Annotated in this window: 12 protein-coding genes and 3 pseudogenes; 7 read left to right on the top strand and 8 right to left on the bottom strand. The window is 62.4% G+C overall.

Annotation, left to right across the window (positions count from 1 at the left end; all coding sequences use genetic code 11):
- Together IAE77_RS27065 and IAE77_RS27060 are read left to right on the top strand one after the other, a co-directional pair.
- A pseudogene (locus IAE77_RS27065) lies at positions 1-2887 on the top strand (hypothetical protein); the annotation flags it as partial.
- Between the two features lie 34 nt (positions 2888-2921).
- Entirely contained in the window at positions 2922-7250 is a 4329-nt protein-coding gene (locus tag IAE77_RS27060) for a serine/threonine-protein kinase (RefSeq protein WP_294233673.1), read from the top strand.
- A gap of 18 nt (positions 7251-7268) precedes the next feature.
- Here the strand turns inward: IAE77_RS27060 and IAE77_RS27055 are convergent, their stop codons facing one another.
- From IAE77_RS27055 to IAE77_RS27035, 6 genes and pseudogenes are all read right to left on the bottom strand, one after another.
- Positions 7269-7733: an SRPBCC family protein gene (locus tag IAE77_RS27055; RefSeq protein WP_294233670.1), complete on the bottom strand. Its 465-nt coding sequence runs from the start codon at positions 7731-7733 to the stop codon at positions 7269-7271.
- 17 nt (positions 7734-7750) lie between these two features.
- Positions 7751-8029 (bottom strand): DUF3253 domain-containing protein, encoded by a 279-nt coding sequence (locus tag IAE77_RS27050; RefSeq protein WP_294233666.1) that lies wholly within the window; start codon positions 8027-8029, stop codon positions 7751-7753.
- Entirely contained in the window at positions 8026-8169 is a 144-nt protein-coding gene (locus IAE77_RS30985; protein ID WP_345781025.1) for a DUF2256 domain-containing protein, read from the bottom strand. The genes IAE77_RS27050 and IAE77_RS30985 overlap by 4 nt, the downstream gene beginning before the upstream one ends.
- A 4-nt stretch (positions 8170-8173) precedes the next feature.
- Positions 8174-8992: pseudogene (locus IAE77_RS27045) on the bottom strand (oxidoreductase).
- Positions 8989-9468, bottom strand: a complete 480-nt coding sequence (locus tag IAE77_RS27040; RefSeq protein WP_294233663.1) for a TspO/MBR family protein — start codon at positions 9466-9468, stop codon at positions 8989-8991. Before IAE77_RS27040 ends, IAE77_RS27045 begins: the two are co-directional and overlap by 4 nt.
- Positions 9465-11003: a cryptochrome/photolyase family protein gene (locus IAE77_RS27035; protein ID WP_294233660.1), complete on the bottom strand. Its 1539-nt coding sequence runs from the start codon at positions 11001-11003 to the stop codon at positions 9465-9467. The genes IAE77_RS27040 and IAE77_RS27035 overlap by 4 nt, the downstream gene beginning before the upstream one ends.
- A 115-nt stretch (positions 11004-11118) precedes the next feature.
- Here IAE77_RS27035 and IAE77_RS27030 point away from each other — a divergent pair, with 115 nt between their 5' ends.
- The 4 genes from IAE77_RS27030 to IAE77_RS27015 are packed head-to-tail and all read left to right on the top strand — an operon-like array spanning position 11119 to position 16682.
- Positions 11119-14019, top strand: a complete 2901-nt coding sequence (locus tag IAE77_RS27030) for a PSD1 and planctomycete cytochrome C domain-containing protein (protein ID WP_294233657.1) — start codon at positions 11119-11121, stop codon at positions 14017-14019.
- Positions 14012-15055: a hypothetical protein gene (locus IAE77_RS27025; protein WP_294233655.1), complete on the top strand. Its 1044-nt coding sequence runs from the start codon at positions 14012-14014 to the stop codon at positions 15053-15055. Before IAE77_RS27030 ends, IAE77_RS27025 begins: the two co-directional genes overlap by 8 nt.
- On the top strand, positions 15052-15252 hold the full coding sequence (locus IAE77_RS27020; RefSeq protein WP_294233652.1) for a hypothetical protein: 201 nt from the start codon (positions 15052-15054) through the stop codon (positions 15250-15252). The genes IAE77_RS27025 and IAE77_RS27020 overlap by 4 nt, the downstream gene beginning before the upstream one ends.
- Before the next feature lie 8 nt (positions 15253-15260).
- Complete coding sequence (locus IAE77_RS27015) at positions 15261-16682, top strand: DUF1501 domain-containing protein (RefSeq protein WP_294233650.1); 1422 nt, start codon at positions 15261-15263, stop codon at positions 16680-16682.
- Here IAE77_RS27015 and IAE77_RS27010 read toward each other — a convergent pair whose 3' ends face one another.
- Together IAE77_RS27010 and IAE77_RS27005 are read right to left on the bottom strand one after the other, a co-directional pair.
- Positions 16683-20303, bottom strand: a complete 3621-nt coding sequence (locus IAE77_RS27010) for a DUF1553 domain-containing protein (RefSeq protein WP_294233648.1) — start codon at positions 20301-20303, stop codon at positions 16683-16685.
- A gap of 171 nt (positions 20304-20474) precedes the next feature.
- Positions 20475-20816, bottom strand: coding sequence for a four-helix bundle copper-binding protein (locus IAE77_RS27005; RefSeq protein WP_294233645.1), 342 nt, complete (start codon positions 20814-20816; stop codon positions 20475-20477).
- Positions 20817-21079: 263 nt separating this feature from the next.
- Here IAE77_RS27005 and IAE77_RS27000 point away from each other — a divergent pair.
- A pseudogene (locus IAE77_RS27000) lies at positions 21080-22260 on the top strand (hypothetical protein); the annotation flags it as partial.

The raw sequence follows: 22260 nt of genomic DNA, 5'->3' as shown, positions 1-22260 counted from the left end.
GCCGGTCATCGGCATCGCCGCCACGATCATTCTGGGCGGCGGACTGGCCTTCCTGTTCCTCAGCGGCGGGAACAAACCGCCCGCAGACAAGGTCATGGCAACCCAAAAGAAGTCTTCGCCTCTTCCGAAACCCTCGACGCCTCCGCCAGCCAAGCCGGCCACGAAACCGGCGACCCCGAAACCGCCCCTGACTGCCACGCCTGCCCCACCGGTTTTCAATGAGTCGGTTCCAAGGCTGGGAACGAAGGCGGTGGATCTCTTGCCTGGCATCAACCTCGATTTGGACAAGCTGGCTGGCCAATGGAGCCGGAAAGGCGGAGGCATCGCATACGACAGTCGCAGCGGCGACCTGAACGCCCGCCTTCAGATTCCCGTGAGCACCACCGGGGGATACACGCTGGATGTGGAGCTTTCCGCCAACCCGACTCCGGGAGATGTGGTGCTGTTCCTGCCCTTTGCGAAAGGAGGCGGTGACGAGTTCCAGAACACCGCGTTCATCGTCCATCACGACAACAAGGGCGCTCACAAGGCTGGATTCGTCCATTTCAACAACCAGCCAGCATGGTCACGCAACACGCCAGGCTGGGTGAATCTCGAAAAGCCTTTGGGGGCCAAAAGCCGCATCACTGTCCAGGTCCTGCAACCGGCCCCTGACCGCCTGGCGCTGAAAGCATGGGTGAACGGACGGCCGCTCGTGGCCTGGGAAGGGCCGCGCAGTGAGACCAGCGGCGGCTCGCGCGTCTGGCGTCCGGCCAATCCAGGATACTTTGCCTTCGGCACCACATGGGAGGACACCGTTTTCCACCGTATGCGCCTGGAGGTGGTGGACGGAGAGATCGCATGGCTTCGGACTCCGGTTGTCGCAGCGACCGCTGCTCCCACGAAGCCAGCGACGGCGGCGACGACAGCACCCGCAGTCTCACCAGTGCCCGCCCCAGCTCCTGATCCGGTCTCCGAACGACTCGCCGGGCTGGAACGCCAGTTTTTCGATGCTTATGAAAAAGCCGCCGGTGCCGCGCACAAGGCCGCCGTGGCCGACCTGAACGCCAAATACTCCGCCGCGCTCGACCGAGCCCTGGCGACTGCTTCCCAGGCAGGCAAGCTTGATGAAGCCGTGATCCTGCGGAATGAGAAAACGCTTGTCCAAACCTCCGCGGCAGTGCCGGACAGTGATGACGATGGCACACCCGGTTCCCTCAAAGCCCTGCGCAAGACGTGGCGGGAGCAGATGGCCGTTTTGATCGCCAAACGCGAACAGGCGGCCGCGCCCGTGCATGCCGGCTACGACCGCCTTCTCGCCGCCTACCAGGACGAACTCACGAAGGCCCAGCAGCTCGACGCCGCCACCCGGGTGAAGGCCGTGCGCGATCACATCGTGGCACAGCGGGAGTCCGGTGCTCCGCAGGTCGCTCCCGTGGCGGGCAATGTCGTCGCCACCGCTGCTCCAGACAGCACCGGCAAGATGGCTGTGCCCATCGCGCCAGTCATGCCGCCTTTGCCTGCGGACAAGGTGCTCCCACCGCTCCCACCAGCGACGCAGGAGGAGATCCGCTCCCTGTGCGAGTGGGCCTTGCAAAAGGACGGGAAAGTGAGGTTGCGGATCAGCGGCAGTGACGTGGAGTTCGCCAAGGGCGAGACCCTGCCCAAGGGCCGGCTCCTCGTGGTGCATGTCGGCGTTTACGATCTCAGCTTCGACCCCAAGGACGATGAGCAGAAGTGGTTCGCGCTGATGGGCCGCCTGCCGGACCTGGAGAGCATCGGTTTCAACAAAAACTCCGGCACGATGCCCGTGGAACTGCTCCGTGGAGCCACCAAGCTGAAGTCCCTGCGGCTCACGCCCACCAGCGTGGATGATGCCGCGTTTGCCCACCTCGCGGGCCTGAAGAACCTCGAATCTTTCGAAATCACCTACATGGTGAAGCAGTTCACCGGCACCGGCCTGGGCTACATCAACCCCAACCTGCTGTCTTTCAGCACCAGCAGCCCCACGCTTACCGCACAAGGCCTGGCCCAGCTTCCGCGCTTCAAAAAGCTCAAGAAGCTCATCATCTCCGGAGACAGCCTCGGCGGGAGAACCTCCACGCTCACCGATGCTGATTTTGGGGTCCTGGCTGCACTGATCGACCTGGAGGAACTCGACGTGAATGGGCGTGCCGGACTCGACGGCTCCTTCCTCGCCCACCTGCCTGCGAACTCGAAGCTGAAGCGGCTCTATCTTCAAGAGACGAGTTCATTCAAGCCGGGGAATCTGAAGCACCTCGCCCGATTGAAGAACCTGGAGGAACTCAGCCTGCCGCCTGTGGACATTTCCGCTGAAGTTGCGGGCGTGCTCGCAGGACTTGGCAATCTGCGGGTGCTCACGCTGAATTCCAACACCGTCTTCACCGGTGAGTCCCTGCAAAAGGTGAAAGGCTTCCGCAGCCTCAGGGACTTGGACGTGAATGTCTGCCCGCTCACCGATGCCGGCCTGGAGGCGATCTCGAACGCCATGCCGGAACTGTTCCTTTTCCGCATGAACATGGAGAAGCGCAGCAAGGCCACCATCACACCGGAGGGCTTTTCGAAGGCATTCAGGCGGCAGGGGATGCTGGCGTCTGTCCAGTTCAATGGTGAGAAGATCACGGACGACTGGCTGCCGCACATCGCCCAGCTCAAGGCGGTGGATTACCTCATGCTCACCAGCGCGCAGATCACCGACCAGGCCCTCGCGCCGCTCATGAAGCTGCCGCTTGGCTACCTGCGCCTTGATGGCACGCCCGTCACCGACGCCGTCATCCCCATCCTCAAGACCTGCCCCACGCTCAACAACGTGCCCGTTGGCGGCACGAAGATGACCGACGCAGGCAAGCAGGCGCTGCTGAAGATGCTCGAATCGAATCGAAAATGACGAGCCGCACCTCCCACTGATCGTTTCCATCCTCATGAGCACCTCCTCCCAAGGCTCCAAACCCACCACTGCCTGGCAGCCGCCCTCTCTGGATGAGATGCAGGCCATGCTGCCACAGTATCGCTTTGAAAAACTGCTCGGCCGTGGCGGCATGGGCGCGGTTTACAAGGCCGTGCAGGCTTCCCTGGACCGTCCAGTGGCCATCAAGGTGCTGCCAGGCGATCTCATCGACGACACGGACGCTCAATTCGCCGAACGCTTCAAAAACGAGGCCCGCACGATGGCGAAGATGAACCATCCGAGCATCGTCAACGTGTACGATTTCGGCGAGACGCAGACAGGACTGCTCTACATCGTGATGGAGTTCATCAACGGCACCGACGTGGCGCAGATGATCGCCGCACAGGGCAAACTGCCGGAGGACTACGCTCTCTCCATCACCGCGCACGTCTGCGACGCGCTGGCCTACGCGCACAAGAACGGCATCGTCCATCGCGACATCAAGCCCGCGAACATCCTCATCAATATGGAGGGTGCGGTGAAGGTGGCCGACTTCGGCCTCGCCAAGGCGAATGATCCCAGTCAAAGCGGCCTGACCAAGACGAACATGGCGATGGGCACGCCCGATTTCGTCGCCCCGGAGGCTTTCATCCCCGGCGTGCCGTTGGATGGCCGCGCGGACCTCTACGCCATCGGCGTGATGTTGTATCAGATGCTCACCGGTGAGATTCCACGCGGCATGTGGACGATGCCGGCGCTGAAGGTGGGCACGGACCCGCGATTCGACGCGATCATCGCCAAGGCGATGCAGACGGACCGCGAAGCACGCTATCAAAGCGCCATCGATGTCCGCCGCGATCTGGACACCATCCTCACGCTGCCGCGTTCGGTGCTCATCGCCCAACAGCAAGCCGCTGCGGAGGCGGCCGCACGGGCGACCCAGGCGCAGAAGCAGGCGGAAGCTGCCGCCGCCGCACCCGGACCGGCGCCACGATCCCCATCTCCCAGACCGGTTCCCACTCCTCAGCCGAGGCCGAAATCGAGCCTCGGCCTCGTTTGGGGTCTGGCCGCCGCGATTGGGCTGGGTGGGGGTGGCTATTGGCTGCTGACGCCGAAAACGCCGGGGCCTCAGCCCCAAACAGCGGCTTCCGCAGCATCGCCGTCACCCGCCGTGACGCAGGGATCGGGAAACTCGTCGCGCTTCGCAGGCGTGGAATTCCCCCGCGATCTCTGCCAGCCCGGCAGCACCGCCTGGCGTTACGAAGGCGGCGACATCGTCTGCGCCAACACCAAAGGCGGCGAATATCCCGCCTTCGTCGTCCCGCAGGAGGTGAAGAACGGTTTTGAGTGCGAGGTGGAGTTTTCGATGCCTCCCACGATGGTCCAGTATGCCTACCTGAAAGTGATGTTTCCCACCCCGAAAGGCTGGAGTTCGATGCAGGTCTTCCCTGACAACGTCGTCACCTTCGTCAACGGCAGGCAGCAGCGCCCGGTTCCGTTGAATGACAACGAAAAGCATCTGCTCACGCTGAGCTACGACTCGAAGGCCAGGCTCGTCATCCATGTGGATGGCACTCAGTACTTCGACACACGTGACGAAGGCAGCCCCGAGGTGCCCATATGGCCCGGCTTGAAGCCGGGGCACGTGAACATCGGCGCGGAGACCAAGGGCGGCCCGCCCTTCAAGCTGCATGCCATCCGCCTGCGTCCTGCGGACACCCCTGCCCGACCCGGAAGTGCCTCGCCAGCCAGCCTGCCCGCCACCACCAAACCTGTGGCGACTGTGCCGCCATCCCCCGCACTGCCTCTGCCAACGGCTGCGGAAGGCTGGATCGACCTCCTCGCCAAAGCGGACGTGCGGCGTGATTCGCTGCAGGTGCTGTGGACGCTCGCCAATGGCGTCCTGAGCAGCCCCGCGGAGCCCAAGTCGGCCACGACACCCGACGGACACAACACCTTTGCGTTCCCAATCGCCGACCTGCCTCTCAATTACGACCTGCATTACCGCATCAGCAGGAACAAGCCCGGCGCAGCCATCGTTTTGCCTTTCCAGCGTGGCAAAGAGGCACCCGCCCTGTATGTCGATGGAGGCTACGACTTGCAAGTGCTTGAATCCGATTCCTTCCGATCTGGCAACCCTGGCCGCACATGGTTCCCGCATAACGACACCACGCACGATGTGCTCATGGAAGTGCGTGAGAACCGCCTCAGCGTGAGCTTCGACGGGAAGACGGTGCTGGAACGCGACGGGGCGCTGCCAAAGGGACAAGACAGGCAACCCTTCTTCAAGTCGGCGACACACAACGGCCCCATCGTCGGCGTCGGAGTCTGCGGCGGCCTCATCACCATCCATTCAGCCGCTTATCGTCCGGCGGATGTGCGCCCGGCAAAGATTCCTGCCACCCCGGAACCAAGCCCTACGGTGGCGGACGAGACCCTGCGCAAAAGCGTCAATCTCATCCCGCTCTTGAACGTGAAGCGCGATGGCGTGAGCGACCCCACCACCGGCGCGAACGTCTGGCAGCTCAAAAATGCCGCGTTGACCTTCACCGACACGGAAAAAGCCGGCCGCATCGTCGCGCCGGTCTCACTGCGACACACGCGCGACTATGAGATCGAACTGCTGTGGAAGAAGCGGCTCATCAACATCCCAGGAGCCACATCTTTGGACTCCGGCTACATCGCTCTCGATGTGCCCGTGGACGCGGACCGCTGGGTGCGCGTGGAGGTGGCCCACGCCGGAGACAAAGTGAACGTGGGCGGCACGCGCATCGGCTTCACCGGCGCCAGGATGCAGAGCCAGGCGGGCATGCGCGTCGTCGTCCATCGCCAGGACGACAAGCTCAGCGTCAAAATCGATGGCAACGACGTCGGAACCATCACCGGACTGGCGCGGCTCGCTGCGGCGGATCTCGGCACGCATGCCATTTTCAAATCCGACCTGCTGCCCGTCGTCTATTGCGCCCGTGGCGATCATGAGATTGCCGAATGGACCGTGCGAGCCCTGGAGGGCGGTGTGCGGTTGCTTTGGGAACCATCTCTGCTTCAGGATCCACGCATCGCGCAATTGGAGGCCGGCTTTCGAGCACGGTTCGAAAGCGATGCCCAAAAACCCTTCCTCGCTGCCGTCGCCACACTCAATCAGAGCTACCTGACGAATGGTCTCGGCAAGGCGCGTGCCGCCGCCCAGGCCAAAGGCAGCCTGGCTGAGATCACTGCGCTCGATGCGGAAAAGGCCTTCGTCGGAAAAGAAGCCCGGGTGCCTGCGGACGACGCTGCGGACACACCCGCGTCACTCAAATCCCTGCGCGGCACCTATCGTGCGGCTTATGCGAAGCTCTTCGCTGAACGTGATGCCAAGGCCGCGCCCCTGCTGGACATTTATGTGAAGGCGCTGGATACCCATGTGGTGGCACTCACCAAGGCGGGAAAACTCGAAGAAGCCAGGAAGGTGCAGCAGTTGCGGGATGAAAAGGCGGCTCTCAAAACGGCCCCTGTGCCTGTGCAGGCAGCCGCGCCAGCCAAACCCGCGCCCATCAGCACAGACGCTCCTTTCACCGCCGCCACATTCCTGGCGAACAACGGCGGCACGTGTGCCGTCGTGAAGGATGGCGTCCGAAGTGAGGTGAAAGTCCCCGCTGACATTCCCGCCGCTCCCTTTGAGGTGGTGGAGTTGAGTTACGACACTTACCTGGGGGCCAGGAAGGACGCCAACAGCGGAGATTTCCAAGCCCTGAACGGCCTGCGCACCCTGCGTCGCGTCCTCGTCCGGGCCCCGGAGTGCAAACTCCTGAAGGATGATGCTTATGCCTTTCTCGCAGGCAACGAGGAGCTCGATTTCATCAACCTCGAAGGCGTCCCATCCGTGACCGATGCCGTGTTGAAGCACCTGGCCGATTCGAAGAAGCTGACCACGCTGGCCGTGCAGTATGCACCCGGTTTCACCGGCGAAGGACTGCCCGCGATGCCCTTCCTTTCCACACTCCTGCATGTGGACTTTCTGGGATCAGGGCTCAATGACAAGGGCATCGAAGCCCTCGCCGCCTGCACGCAGCTCCAGAGCCTGCGCGCAACAACCGGCAGCGCCTCGGACGAGGCCTATGCCACTCTCGGAAAGCTGCCAAAGCTCACCGACCTGCGGGTGGACAACACGGGGTTTGGCGACAAGGCCGCTGCGGCCATCGCCGCTACAGGCGTCCTGCAGTATCTCGATGTGTCATTCACCCGGATCAGCAACAAGGGGCTCGAAAAGCTCGAGGCGCTCACCAGTCTGACCACGCTCGTCATTCGCGGCGTGAAAGTGAGCGATGCGGCAGTGGCCCGTCTGCAAAAGGCACTGCCGAACTGCACGGTGATGCGCTGATTCAGGCTGAGGCCGTTTTCAGCCTGGAAACAACTCACCCACCGCTTTTTCGCGAAACGCAAAGATCGTATCGAGCTGCGGCTTCACCAGCAGCGGATGAACGAGATCGCCCAGCGGGCCGAAAGGCAGCACATAGGTCACTTTGTCCGCCATTTCGACGCGGCCGTCTCCCAGATCGTGGAATTCATGCTCGTGATGCCACACCGCATACGGGCCGACCCGTTGCTCGTCGATGAAACGCAGTCCTTCCTCCACGTGGGTGATTTCTGTCAGCCAGTTCATCGCAAGGCCAAACAGAGGCCGCACGCGATACGAGATCATCAGCCCCTCACGAATGCGTGGCGGAAAATCTGGTGTCAGCACCTCGAATCCCAGCGTCGGCGGCGTGATCTTCGCCAGATTGCGTGGATTGGAGAAGAAAGCCCACGCCTGCTCAGGAGTGGCACGGATGATCTGTTTGCAGCTCAAGGTATGGACCGCCATGACTTCCCTTTTACGTCTCACGTCAGGCCACGGTGCACGTTGTTCATGCTTGAGCGTGCTTCAGCCAGCCGGATGGCGCCTTTCGTCGTCAACGGATGCGCTGGCACGCCGCGTTGCGTGCAGACCAGCCTGCCCTCGGCCATCAGTTCCGCCGCCACTTCGCGCACACGCGGCATCAGCGGCCGCCAGTCGTCGCCGAGTCGTCTTGCGGCCTCTGACGGGCAAAACGTGCAGCCCTCCTGCCGTTCTCCGGCCAGCGCCATCAGCACCTCCCGCACTCGTTTGTCGTCATTCATGAGGCCTTTTTTCTCCGACAGGCGCCACTGCAAAAGCGCACCTGCTCCCAGTCACGCTCCCACTTCTTCCGCCACGTGAACGGCCGGCCACAGGCGACGCAAACCTTCTGCGGCAGGTGCTGTTTCTTCACGCCATGCATGCTGTCACGCGCTGAAATCCGTGCTGGAGGCCACCGCCTCCCACTTTTCGGCCTCACGCGTCAATGCGGCGGCTTTGTCGCGGCATTTCTTCACCACATACTTCCCGAGCGGCAGATGCAGCGGCACTTCGCCATCCAGCACCATCTTCACAATCGCCGCCGCTGCCTTCGCCGGGTCGCCAGGCTGCCTGCCATTCATTGACTCAAGAAACCGGCCGAACTTGCCCGAACTCGCCTGATAATCGGCGATCTGAGTCGCCGCCTTCTCCAAACCTCGTGCGATGAACTCGGTGCGGAACGGTCCCGGCTGCACCAGCGTCACCTGAATGCCCAGCGGTGCCAGTTCCAGCCGCAAACTCTCGCTCATCAGCTCCAGCGCTGCCTTGGCACCGCCGTAAATGCCAAACCCCGCGTAGTTCGAGATCGCCGCCGCGGCGCTGATGTTCACGATGTGGCCGCTCCGCCGTGTCCGCAGCATCGGCAAGGCCGCGCGGATCACATTCAGCGGCCCGAAGAAGTTCGTCTACACATTGCGGCGGATCTGTTCATCGCTGCATTCCTCCACAGCGCCGATCAAACCGTAGCCCGCGTTGTTCACGATCACATCGAGCTCACCCGCCGCGCTGATGACTGCACGCACTTGATCGCCATCCGTGACGTCCAGGGCCATCACCTCGCAGCTTCCAGCGCGTTCCAGGTCGGCAAGGCTGCGCACATCACGCGCGGTGGCGATGACGTGCTGCCCTTCAGCCAGCGCCGCCTCCGCGATGGCGCGGCCAAAGCCGCTTGAGCATCCAGTGATCAGCCAGTTTCTTTGATTCATGCAGGGTTCAGTCTCCAGATGGCGAAGTTCAGACTCGTCGCGAATGTGACCCAGGCCAGATACGGCATGAACAACCATCCGGCCGTGGGGTTCACTCGACGAAAGGTCAGCAGCGTCATCAAAATCGCGATCCACAGCGCCACGATCTCGAACAGCCCCCAGCCAAGCTGGTGCGCGCCGAAGAAGATCGGCGTCCACGCGGCGTTCAGCGCCACTTGCACAAAGTAGAGCTTCAGCGGCCGGCCAAAGCCAACACGCTTCCACACCAACCACGCTGCGATGGCCATCAGCGTGTAGAGCAGCGTCCACGCCGGGCCAAACAGCCACGAAGGCGGCGTCCAGGATGGTTTTTGCAGCGCCGCATACCACGGACCCGGCATGCCGATGAACGCGCTCAGCGCCGGAGCACTGAAAGTGATGAGAAAGAAGCCCACAAGGGCCAGGCCGGCGCGGGATGAAGGTGAAGGAGCACTCATGATGCCTTCGAATACGTGGCGCGCAGCTCCTTCGCCTGCATTTGGATCGCCGTGCGCTGCTTTTCATCCATCCGCCCGAGGTTTCTCACCTGCATGCTCATGCGCTGGTTCTGCCGCAGCACCGGCTCATGCTGCAGCAGGTAGTCCCAGTAGAGCGTGGTGAACGGGCAGGCCTTCGGCCCGGTGCTCTGCGCCGGGTCAAAGCGGCAGCCGGCGCAGTAGTTGCTCATGCGCTGGATGTATTTGCCGCTCGCCACATATGGCTTGCTCGCCATCACGCCGCCGTCGCCGTATTGCGACATGCCCAGCGTGTTCGGCAGCTCCACCCACTCGATGGCATCCACATAGACGGCGAGGTACCATTCATGCACGCGCCTCGGATCGACTCCGAAGAGCAGCGCGAACAAGCCCGTGACCATCAGCCGCTGAATGTGATGCGCGTAGCCGTAACGCAGCGTCTGCGTGATCGCATCTCGCAGGCAGCGCATGTCCGTCTCGCCCGTCCAGTAAAAATCCGGCAGCGGCTCATGTGCCTGCATCGCATTCCGTTCCAGGTAATCCGGCATGAACCGCCAGTAGATGCCGCGCACATACTCACGCCAGCCGAGGATCTGCCGGATGAAGCCCTCCACCGCCGCCAGCGGCGCTTTGCCATCACGCCACGCCTTTTCCGCTGCGGCGATCACCTCACGCGGATCGAGCAGCTTCAAATTCATCGCCGCGCTCAGTCGCGAGTGATACAGCCACGGCTCGTTCGTCCACATCGCATCCTGATACTGTCCAAACTCCGCCAGCCGGTGCTCGATGAAGTCCTGGAGCGCCAGTCGTGCCTCCTCGGCCGTCACCGGCCAGTCAAAATCATCCAACGTGCCCGGATGCTTCGCGAAACGTTCGTTCACCATCGCGATCACCTGCTGCGTGATCGCATCCGGCTTGAACCGACGCGGCGGCACGCGCAAACCGGGACCGTCCTTGCCAAACGACTCGCGATTGTCGTGATCGAAGTTCCACTGCCCGCCCGCCGGCTTGCCCTTCTCCATGAGGAAACCGGTCTTCTGCCGCATCTCGCGATAGAAGAATTCCATGCGCAGTTGCTTGCGTCCCTCCGCGTGCTTCGCGAACTCGGCGGTGGTGCAGAGAAAGTGCCGGTCCTCACGCACCTCGAGCGGCACCTTCAGCTCCGTCGCGATCTTCTCCAGATCCCGCTGCACCGCCCACTCGCCCGCGTGAACCATCACGAGCTGCTTCGGCTTCAGCTCATCCACACTGGCCCGCAACGCGCTCGCGAAATCCGCATGCGCTTCCATCTCATGATAAACCACCCGCCAGCCGCGTCCGCGCAGCGTCTCGCGAAAATGCCGCATCGCTGTGATGAACATCGCGATGCGCGCCTTCGTGCTCCACACCTTCGTGGACTCACCCGCCACCTCCGCCATCCACACCGCGTCCGATTTTGGGTCGAAGCCGTCAAAAACTGCCGACTTCAGATCAAGCTGATCACCAAGGACAAGAATGAGACGGGAAACACGCGGCATGGACGTGGTTTACGGCTGGGGTGGCTTCCGCGACGACGCAAAATCTCAGGATTGTCCAAAGCCAATGCACGCACCATGCATGTTCAGCCGCGTTGGTTTGTTCATGTTGCCCCGCATGACGAAAACCCTGCTTTTGCTGCTCCCTCTGACGACTTCCGCGCTTGCGGAGCCGGTGAGTTTCAGTCGCGAGGTGCTGCCGCTGCTTTCGGACAATTGCTTCGCTTGCCACGGACAAGACGAAAGCCATCGCAAGGCCGATCTGCGGCTCGATACTCCGGAAGGCGCTCGCGAGGTGCTGAAGTCCGGCGATTTCATCGAACGCATCATCTCCGACGATCCCGATGAGGTCATGCCACCGCCGAAGTCTCACAAACCGAAGCTCAAAGCCGAGCAGGTGGCTCTTTTGAAGCGCTGGATCAGTGAAGGTTCCGCCTGGGGAAAGCACTGGTCACTCGAAAAGCCGGTCAAAGCGAAGACCGAGGGGCATCCCGTGGATTTCTTCGTGAAGGCACGTCTCGCAAAAGAAGGCCTGAAGATGTCTCCGAAGGCTCCGGAGCACACGTTGAGGCGGAGACTGGCGTTTGACCTCACCGGGCTGCCGCCGTCCGACGCGTCGGACAAGTCGGACCTGTCTGACTACATCGACTCGCTTTTGAAGTCCCCTCACTACGGCGAACGCATGGCCATGTTCTGGCTCGATGCCGCCCGCTACTCGGACACAGACGGCTTTCAGTCCGATGCCACGCGCACGAACTGGCCTTGGCGGGACTATGTGGTGGAATCGTTCAATGCGAACAAGCCTTTCGATCAGTTCACGCTGGAGCAGTTCGCGGGGGATCTGCTGCCGAATGCCACGCCGGAGCAAAAACTGGCGACGTGCTTTCATCGCAATCACATGGCGAACGGCGAAGGCGGTCGCGACAAAGAAGAAAGCCGCATCGACTACGTCATCGACCGCGTGAACACGATGGGCACGGTGTGGCTCGGGCTCACGCTGGGATGCACGCAGTGCCATTCGCACAAGTTTGATCCCATCTCGCAGCACGATTACTACGCGCTGAACGCCTTCTTCAACAGCATCGACGAAGACGGCGCGGCAGGCACGAATGCGAAGCCCTACATGCCCTATCAATCGCCAAACGCGAAGCGGGCCGTCGAGGAATCGCAGAAGCTTGTCGAGGCACGCAAACCCGTCGAAGCGAAGGCCAAAGCGGACGCGGAGAAGCCTTTCGCGACTTGGTTGGAGGAGCAGAAGAAGCGCATCAAGCCGGATCACAACGCGTGGCAGGTCGTTCTCGGTGCGGTGGAGTCACAAGAGGGCTCGAAGCTCGCGCAAACGAAGGACGGCATCGTCACCGCGAGCGGCCCGAATCCGAAGCAGGATGACTACCGACTCATTTCCACGATCAAACTGCCGCGCCTCACCGGATTGAAGCTCGAAGTGCTGCCGCAAAACGGCGCACTCTCTCGCGGCAAAACGGGCGAGTTCATCCTGACCGACATCAAGGTGCAGGTGCGACGCAAAGGCAGCTCGCAGATCCGCGACATCCTCGTCAAAAACGCCGTGGCCGACACGAAGGTCGAAGGCAAGGCCCGCGAGTATGGCGATGTGAAAGGCACGCTCGATGACGATCCGCGCAATGGCTGGACCACGAAGGGTTTCCCCAGAGATCAGCCTCACACCGCTCTTTACGGCCTCGCCGAGCCGCTGGTGCTCGAGAGCGATGAAGAGCTCATCTTCGAGCTGCGGCATCGTTCGACGAATGGTGACGCGAACATCGCGAAATTCCGCCTTTCCGCGACCGATCAGCCCGGACCTGCCGTGCGCGAGATTGGACCCACGCCGCTCGAAAAGCTCGCCAAAGGCCAAATCGACCGCGAGAAGCTCCTGGCGCAGTTTTTGGAGGATTATGAGCCATATCAGCTCGCAAAGGCCTCGCTGGATCGCGCCAATGCCCAGTTCAAGGAGGTGCAGGCCGCCGCGGGCAAATTGCACGTCATGGTGCTCGCCGAACGCAAGGAGCCGCGTGACACGCATGTGCTGCTGCGCGGTGTTTGGGACAAAAAGGGCGATGTGGTGCAGCGCGGTGTGCCTGCGGCCATCGCGCCATGGCCGGAAGGTCTCGCGAAGGATCGCATCGGCCTCGCGAAGTGGATCACGTCGAAGGACAACCCGCTCACGGCCCGCGTGTTCGTGAATCAAGTGTGGCAGATGCTCTTCGGTGCCGGTTTGGTGCGCACGCCGGATGATTTCGGCCTCCAAGGCCAGCGCCCGACGCATCCCGAGCTGCTTGATTGGCTCGCGGTGGATTTCATGGAGAGCGGCTGGGATGTGAAGCGCCTCATCAAGACCATCGTGACGAGTGAGACCTATCAGCAGAGCTCAGATCGGTCCGATCAGACTGATCCGTCCAATCTTCTGCTCTCACGCGGTCCACGCTTCCGTCTCCCCGCGTGGATGATTCGTGATGCAGCGCTTGCTTCCTCCGGTTTGCTCAATCCCGCGCTCGGCGGCCCGCCGGTGCGGCCGCATCAGCCGGAAGGCGTGTGGGAGGAGATTTTCATGGGCCGCTTCACTTATGAACCCAGCCAGGGCGCGGCGCAGTATCGACGCACCTTGTATGCCTTCTGGCGTCGCAGCATCGCGCCGACCTTCCTCTTTGATAGCGCCCAGCGTCGCGTGTGCGAGGTGGCAATGACGCGCACCAACACACCGCTGCAAGCGCTGACCTTGCTCAATGACCAGACCATCATGGAAGCCTCGCAAGCGCTCGCGAAGCGAATGCTGGCCGCAAAAACCGAAGAACCGCTCATCATGCTCTATCAGGCCGTTTTGAGCCGCGAACCGACCGCGAAGGAGCTTTCGGTGCTCCAACGCGAACTCGACCGCGCTTTGAAACATTACCGCGAGCATCCCGAAGATGCCCGCAAACTCAAAACAACGCCTGAACTGGCCGCGCATGCTCTCGTGGCCACGTTGGTGCTCAATCTCGACGAAGCCATCACGCATGAATAACCCCACTCGCCGCCAATTTCTCACTACCGCCGTGCTGGCGGCTCCGTTTATCCAAACGCTCGCGAAGACCGCGCCGGAATTTCACGGTGCAATCATCGGCCATGGCACGCATCGTTATCGCGTCGATAAGCTGTGGAGCCAGGCGGACGCGGCGAAGACGCCAGTGAAGGATTGTCATGAGATGGTGCAGGTGCCGGATGGTCGCCTGTTTTTGCTCACGAATCACAAACAGAACAACGTGCTCATCTACGACGTGAAGGGCGCGTTGCTCGGCCAGTGGACGCTCGGCATGAGCGGCGCACATGGTTTGACCTTTCACGATGGTCATCTCTACATCTGCGAAACCACAGGTCGTGTGGTAAAGGCCACGCTCGACGGCCAGATCGTGCTCGAACTGCCGAATCCGACGAAAGAAGGCATCTACAAGCCGAATGAAGCCTATGCGCCCACCGAAAGCGCCGTCGCGCCGAATGGTGACATCTACGTCGCGGATGGTTACGGCTCGCAGTATGTGCTGCGCTACGACAAGGACGGCAAATTCATCTCGAAGTTCGGCGGGAAGAGCACGCAGCCGGTGAATCCGGGCAAGTTCATGCAGGCGCATGGTGTCGCCATTGACACGCGCGGCGTAGAGCCGCTGCTCGTCGTCACCGAGCGCATCCGCAATGAGTTCAACTGGTTCAAGCTCGATGGCACGCACGTGCGCGGCGTGTATCTGCCCGGTGCCTACGTGAGCCGTCCGGTGATCCACGGCACGAACTTGTATTCCGGCGTCTGCTTTGGCGCGAAGCCGAACGACTACCGCATGTGGCAGAGCCGCGGCTTCGTCACGATCCTCGATGCGGACGGCAAAGTGATCTCGAATCCCGGCGGTCACGCCCCCGAGTATGAAAACGGCAGCCTCAAGGTGCTGCTGCAAGACCAGCCCGTCTTCAACAACTGCCACGACGTCTGCGTGGACACGCAAGGCGACCTGTATGTGTGCCAGTGGAACAGCGGAAATGTGTATCCTTACAAACTGCATCGCGAATCATGAGCCCATATTGGACCTTCGAATATCGCGACAGCGTCGTGGAGTGCGGCGGCAAGCCTCGGCGCGACGCCGCTGTCGCATGCCGGACGGCGTCGTTTGGCCGAGGATCGTTTTTGCTGCTTCCGACAGCGGTGTCGTCGATGCCGGATGGCTCCGGCATCTCTGCCACCGCACTCCACGACGCTGACGCGACTTATTGAACTCCACCATGAACGAACCCGCTCTCCACACCACGCGCCGCTACTTTCTCGGCCAATGCACCGGCGTTTCCGTTGGCGCGATGGCGCTGCATGCGCTCGGGCAGCAGGAAGTGCCTGGATTGCCATCGCTGCCGCATTTTGCGCCGAAGGCGAAGCGGGTCATCTTCCTCACGCAATCGGGCGGGCCTTCACAAATTGAGCTTTTTGATCACAAGCCGGGTTTGATGTCGTGGGCGGGCAAGGAGCTGCCGGAAAGCGTGCGTCAGGGGCAGCGGCTCACGACGATGACGGCGAACCAAAAGCAGCTCATCCTGCCAGGCATCACGAAATTCGCGAAGTGCGGCCAGAGTGGCGCGACGATCAGCGAATGGCTGCCGCACCTTCAGGGCGTGGCGGATGACTTGTGCTTCATCAAGTCGATGACGACGGATCAAATCAACCACGCGCCGGCGATGACGCAGTTTTTGACTGGCCACCAGCTTCCGGGCCGTCCGAGCATGGGCGCGTGGATCAGTTACGGGCTTGGCAGCGTGAATCGCAACCTGCCGGACTACCTTGTGCTCATCTCGAAGATGCAGCGCCCGAGCGATCAACCGCTCTACGATCACTACTGGGGCAGCGGCTTTCTGCCGAGCCGCTATCAAGGCGTGAAGCTGCGCAACTCGAAGGACCCCGTTTTGTATCTGAGCGATCCCGAGGGGCTGCCGCGTCATTTGCGCCGTGGCATGCTCGACGGGCTCGCGGAGCTCAATCAGATGCGTTTTGAGCAGACGCACGATCCGGAGATCACCACGCGCATCCGCCAGTATGAAATGGCCTACCGCATGCAGGCCAGCGTGCCGGAGCTGACCGACCTCAGCGACGAGCCGGATCATGTTTTCGAGATGTACGGGCCGGATTCGCGTCGCGCGGGCAGTTACGCGGCGAATTGCATCCTCGCACGTCGGCTCGCGGAGCGTGGCGTGCGTTTCATCCAGCTCTTCCATCCCGATTGGGATCATCACAGCCGCTTGCCGAGCTGGTGCACCGCGCGTTGTCGCGACACCGACCAGCCGAGTGCGGCACTGATCAAAGATTTGAAACAACGCGGCCTGCTCGACGAGACGCTCGTGCTCTGGGGCGGTGAATTCGGTCGCGGCGTCGCCGGACAAGGCAAATGGGACAGCCCCGAGGCCGGTCGCGATCATCATCCGCGCTGCTTCACGATGTGGACGGCCGGCGGCGGCATCAAACCGGGCCTCACCTACGGCGCGACGGACGACTTCAGCTACAACGTGGCCGAGAATCCCGTCCACGTCCGCGATCTGCACGCCACGGTGATGCATCAGCTCGGCATCGATCACGAGCGCTTCACTTTCCGTGCCCAAGGCCTCGACTTCAAACTCACCGGCGTGGAGCCGACGAAGGTGGTGAAGGACATTCTGGTGTGATCACGGCAGGTGAACGAACTCAGGCGAGTTCAGCACGGCCCAGAGGACGTCCTCCAACCGCTCGCGCCATTCCGGACGCAGGGCGGTGGTGGGCGGATCGCCTTCACGGGCGCGTTTTTCGAGCTCGATCTTGATGCTGTTGGCTCCAGGAGAGAGGTGATTCGACCAGGCGACATACTTCAGCGGCGGCAGCTTCACGGGCGGCGGACGTTTGCCTTCAGGGATGATGCGCTCATTGAATCCGGGGCTGAGCAGCTCGGAAAAACTGCGGCGCTCGGCCTCGGTGGGATGGCGGGTGAGCAGGCGGAGGAAGATTTGATCGATCAACTGCGACTCGCTGAGCCTGGCGTCGAGCGCGAGAGCGGTGATGGCACCTTTTTCGTTCAAGGTGGTGACCCAGCGGCCGAGGGCGCCATTCGCCAGGATGGCGGGCTGGCGCACGTTGGCGGCGGTTTCACGCACGCTCTTCGGTTCCTGTCGTGAGGGACGCCAGCCGAAGTTTTCCAGCACGTCCACGATGATCTGCGCCTTCGGAATGGCGAGGCTGGGGCGGTCACGCTCGTTCGAGAGCGAGGTGAACTCCCACGCGCGGCGCGGATGGCCGAGGCTGATCATGGCGCTCTCAGATTGAGTGCCGTCGTTGTCCATTGTCAGCTCCTCGGAGTCGAGATCCTTGCCCACGACGGCAAAGAGTGAGTCCACAATTTGCTCGGCGGTCATGCGGCGCGGCAGCGGAGCGGCGAAGTCGGGCGTGGCACCCTTTTCCAGCAGTCGCGGACGACGCTGATAAGCCTCGGAGGTCAGAATGCGACGCTCCAGGTGCTTCATGTCATAACCGTGCGCCACGAAGTCGCGCGCCAGCCACTGCAGCACCTCCGGATGCGTGGGTTTCGCGGCCTCCCAGTCGTCCACGGGTTCGACGAAGCCGCGGCCGAGAAACTGCTTCCACACGCGGTTCACGATGACCTGCGCGAAGCGCTCGTTGTGCGGCGAGGTGATGAGCGCGGCGAGCTGCGCACGGCTGTCGTTGCTCTTGTGAGCAGCGGCGGCTTTTTCATCGGCCATCAGCGTCTTTTCAAACAGCGCGGGCCAGCCGGGCGAGACTTTTTCACCGGGCTTGAGCGTGATCTCGATGAGCGGCTTGCGTCCCGCAAAGGTGCTCATCGGCACGGAGGAAGTCGCTGGCAGCGTGATCTCCTTGCGGTTCAGCATCGCGGCCATTTCAAAGAGGTCACGCTGCTTGGATTCGTGATACGGCGAGTCGTGGCAGCGCGCGCAGGTCATCTCCTGGCCGAGGAAAGCGGTGCTGAGGATGTGCGCCTTCGCGGCCATGGGCACATCGTTCTGCGCGGCGAGAGAGAAGCCCGCCGGACCGCCCGCGAGCACGCCGCCTTCCATCATGATGAGCTCGGTGACAAAGCGATCCATCGGCAGGTTGTCGCTGAGCGCCTCGTGAATCCAGTAGCGGAAGGGACCGGAGTTGTTGAGGCTGGGTTTGAGGATGTTCGGGTTCTCCGCCAGCACGTCCTGCCAGTAGGCAGTCCAGTGATCCGCATGCCGCGGATCATTCAGCAGACGCTCAATCGCACGCGCACGACGCTGCGGCGATTCTTCGGCGAGAAAGGCGGTCACTTCTTCCGCGCTGGGCACCACGCCGACGGTGTCGAGCGTGACCCGGCGCAGGAACTCCAAGTCGTCCGTGAGCGGTGCGGGCTCGATCTTCTTTCCTGCGCTGGCATACGAGGCACCCTGGGCGATCCAGTCGGCGAGCATCTTGCGCTGTGTCTCGGAAAGCGGATCGCCCTTTGGCGGCATGATGTCCTCGCCTGCGTCGGGATGAATGGCGCTGATGAGGCGGCTTGCGGCAGGTTTGCCGGGCACGATGGCCGGCTCGCCGGAATCGCCGCCCTTTTGCGCGGCTTCGAGCGTGTTCAGGCGCAGGCCGCCCTTGGCCTTCTCCTCGTGGCAGCGATAGCAGTTCTCCGCGAGGACGGGTTTGATCTGCTTCTCGAAATCAATGCCTCCGGCAGCCTTCGCATTGGCCGCGTTGGCCTTCTCCCAGGAAGAGGCGAGCAGTGCATCGATACTATCGGCGTTCTTCAGCGTAGATTGGGCCGCGATGACGTTTTTTGCCTCATTGTGACGCTTAGCCCAGAAGCCGTCCTCCTTCGCACGCAGGGCGAGACGGCGCTGCTGGTCGAGCCGCGTGTAATAGGCGAGCCGTTCCTTGCGATAGGCGTCCCAGCCTCCCTCCGTGAGCGGCACAACGCGTTTCGCTGGGCCAAAAAGCACCTGCTGGCCGTCGGCGGTGCGCAGGCTGAGGCTGGTCTCGCCGAGCGTGGTGCGCACGCGACCGTTTCCAGCGATCATTTCGAAGACATAGACGTGCGGTTTGCCATCGCTCTGGAGGGTGATGCGTGCCTCGCGATCTCCAGGGCCGAGCAATCGCAGCGCGGGGCCAGTGCGCTCGGCCTCCGCGTGCTCCACCTCATTGTGGGCGCCGCCGCCGGTGTTGCCAAAGAGGATCTCGCTGATGACTTTGCCATCCATCCACAGGCGGCCCTGGCCGCGCACGCGCATGAGCAGTTCCTGCCTGCCCGCAGGCAGCGTCACCTCCGCCATGGCACGCAGCAGGTACGGATTGCTGCGTGCAGCACGAACGCCGGTGTCCGTGTACTTCTGCGCGATCTGGAAGAAGCCGAACACGTCCTCCTCATAGACATCGACCGGCTGCGGATACTGACGCGGCCATTTCGCAGCCTTGCCGATGTTTTCGACGATCTCCACGCGCACCTGGCCCTTTGGCAGGCCGCTCTCCGGCAGCACCGGCGTGTAAGGCAGCACGGGATAGCGTGCGGCGAGGGTCTTCTCCGGCAAAATGCCGCGATACAGCCGCACCTCGTCCATCAGTCCGTCGAAGCTCACGCTTTCCTTCCGACCCATCGCGGTGCCCAGCCAGACCTCGTCATTGTCCACCACGGGCGCCTGTTTCGTCGCGCCGCCCATGTCCCAGGCACCGGGTGCGAGTTCACCATCGATGTAGCCGCGGATCGACTCCGGTTTGCCAAACTCATACGTCACGGCCACGTGATGCCAGCCGCTGCCAGCCGCGATGCCCCCCGTGGTCGTCCAGCGATGCCAGTCAGCCGCATGATCGCCATCCTTCCGGCTGCGAAAGAGAAAACTCGGCCGCAGAAAACCGCCGGCATCCCACAGCCGCAGGCCCCAGTTCTGATTGTTCGCGTCCTGGCCGGGATTCGAGGTGCGTCCTTTGCCGAGGATGTAAACGTTGCCCCCCTTCGGTGCGGAGGCCGGATTGACCCAGGCCTCGATGGTGATCGCGTCGCCGTTGTCGAAATCGAAGAGGCTCTTTTCGCCCGGATCAGTCACACGAATGAACCCGCCCTTCGCACCCTCGAATTTCGCGGCCCGATTCGAGGCGGGGAGATGCTTGAACTGCTTTGGCGAGGGGCCTTCCTGCCCGAATTCGACCCCTTCCTCCGCTTTGCCGATCTCCGGCTTGTCTCCATCAAACGACCACTGCGTGACGGGGGCCGGTTCAGCGGCAAACGAGACGACAGCGAGGAGACAAAGGCCAGGACAGGGGTTGAGCACGCGCATGCGTGAGCATACGACGGCAGACGCCCCCTTTTGCCTCCGGGACGCAGTTCTTCTGCCGGCGCAGGTGCCCGTGTATTGCACAGGTCTCTGAATCGTGACGCGCTTCGTGGTCATTTCCGAGCCGACGTGGGGCGTGTCTGCGCCAGGCCGGCTTTTGCACCGATGGAGTCGTCACTTCGCCGCGAGGCGTTCGCAGTGGAAGGCACAGACTTCGCAGGCCTGCACACAGTCCTCCAGACCGCCGACTTTCTGGCAGTTGGAGGCGCAACGGCGGCAGATTTCGGCGCAGACGCCGCAGATGAGGGCGTGCTGCTCCGAGCCGCTGATCATGAAGTTGGCGCAGGTCTGGCAGATCTCGGCGCAGGTCATCATGAGGCGCAGGTGTTCCTGGCCGAATTCGTTGTCGCCATTCGGCAGGCGTTCGTTCATCACTGTCTCAAGACAAATTCGATGGCAGTCGAGACAGCGCTGGATGCATTCCTGCATCTCCGGGCTGACAGATGGATGGTCCATGATGGGCGGGGGTTGAAGTGTCTGGTGCTGAGTCCGCATTCCCCGATTCACTGCAGCACCAACCGGTTTTCGCCCCGACGCGACCGCGAGTTGCACCACCCGTCTGGAATGAGACTTTCCCCGACCGGGGGATCGGGTGTGGAAGAGGCGTCTGAACGGGCTCCCGTGCCGAATGTGGCAGGCGGCGGAGCCATCGTGTCCGATGGCGGAAACCACCGCCTTCCCGAGGATCACTTCGCAGGTGAGACACGAATCCCTGACATATGAAAACTTTCTCTCTTCTCACAATCCTTGCCACCAGTCTGGGTTCGGTGCTTGCCGTGGCGCAGAACGCAAGCCCGCCCGCGACCCAGGTGCGGCCCACCGTGCGACCGATCAATGGGGTGGCGGATGGCCTCGTCTTTTATCGCGGACAGACCTTTCTCATCCGCAACGGCCGGGCGGCAGCGGTCGATTCGACGCTGCTTTCTGAAGGCGAGATTCTCACTCCTCAAGGCCGCCGCGTGCCGATGCCGCGGGACCTTGGCATCAATCCGAAGCCGACGGTCGAAGACGGTGTCTTCATGGTGAATGGAGACACGTATCTGCTGCGCGATGGCAGCGTGAACCGTGTGGACGCCAGGCTGGTCCCCGAAGGCCGCGTGCTGACGGACGACAACCGACTCCTGCCGCTGCCATCGGATTTCAGCGGCTTCGTGCTCGATCGTGCGCCTGATGGCTCCGTGTTGCCGACGCCGCCAGCATTGGCGGGGCCACAATCGCTTCCCGGCCAGGCGGGTCTGAAGCGCACACCCACACCTGTGCAGCCTGCGGCATCTTCTCAAGCCGGTGCCGGCACCTCCGGCCGCATGAGCCAGGGTGGCAGCACGGCGGACGGAACCGTGTCGAATAACATCCGTGATGGAGGCAGCGCGAACGTGACCAATGGTGGGACCGTGAGCGCGGGCCTTGGCGTGAATCCCGTCACCACCACCAACGCGGACGGCACGGTCACCCGACAGGCCATGGGAGCCAATGGAGCGATCACAACGCAGGTTTTGAATCCAAACGGCACGGTGGCCAGTACGGCGATCGCACTTCCGGGCACGGACGCTCACGCTAATTTGCAGAATCAGGCGCAGGCCGGCACAAACAGCAATGGAACCAATGCAAACACCGGTGTCGGCACGACGGGGAACGCCAGCGTCAACAACACCAACGCCAACGCGAGAACTGGCGCGGCGGTGAATGGCCGGATGAGCAACACCAACGCCAATGGCACGGCAACCAATGCGAATGGGACCACGAACAATACCAACGCGAACGGCACCTCGAACAACGCCAACGGCAACAGCACCAACGCGAACGGCACCTCGAACAACGCCAACGGCAACACCACCAACGCCAACGGCACCTCGAACAACGCCAACGGCAACACCACCAACGCCAACGGCACCTCGAACAA

The sequence above is a fragment of the Prosthecobacter sp. genome (assembly GCF_014879935.1).
Taxonomy (GTDB): domain Bacteria; phylum Verrucomicrobiota; class Verrucomicrobiia; order Verrucomicrobiales; family Verrucomicrobiaceae; genus Prosthecobacter.
The sequence above is the reverse complement of the archived record's forward strand: the minus strand, read 5'-3'. Positions and strand labels throughout refer to the sequence as shown.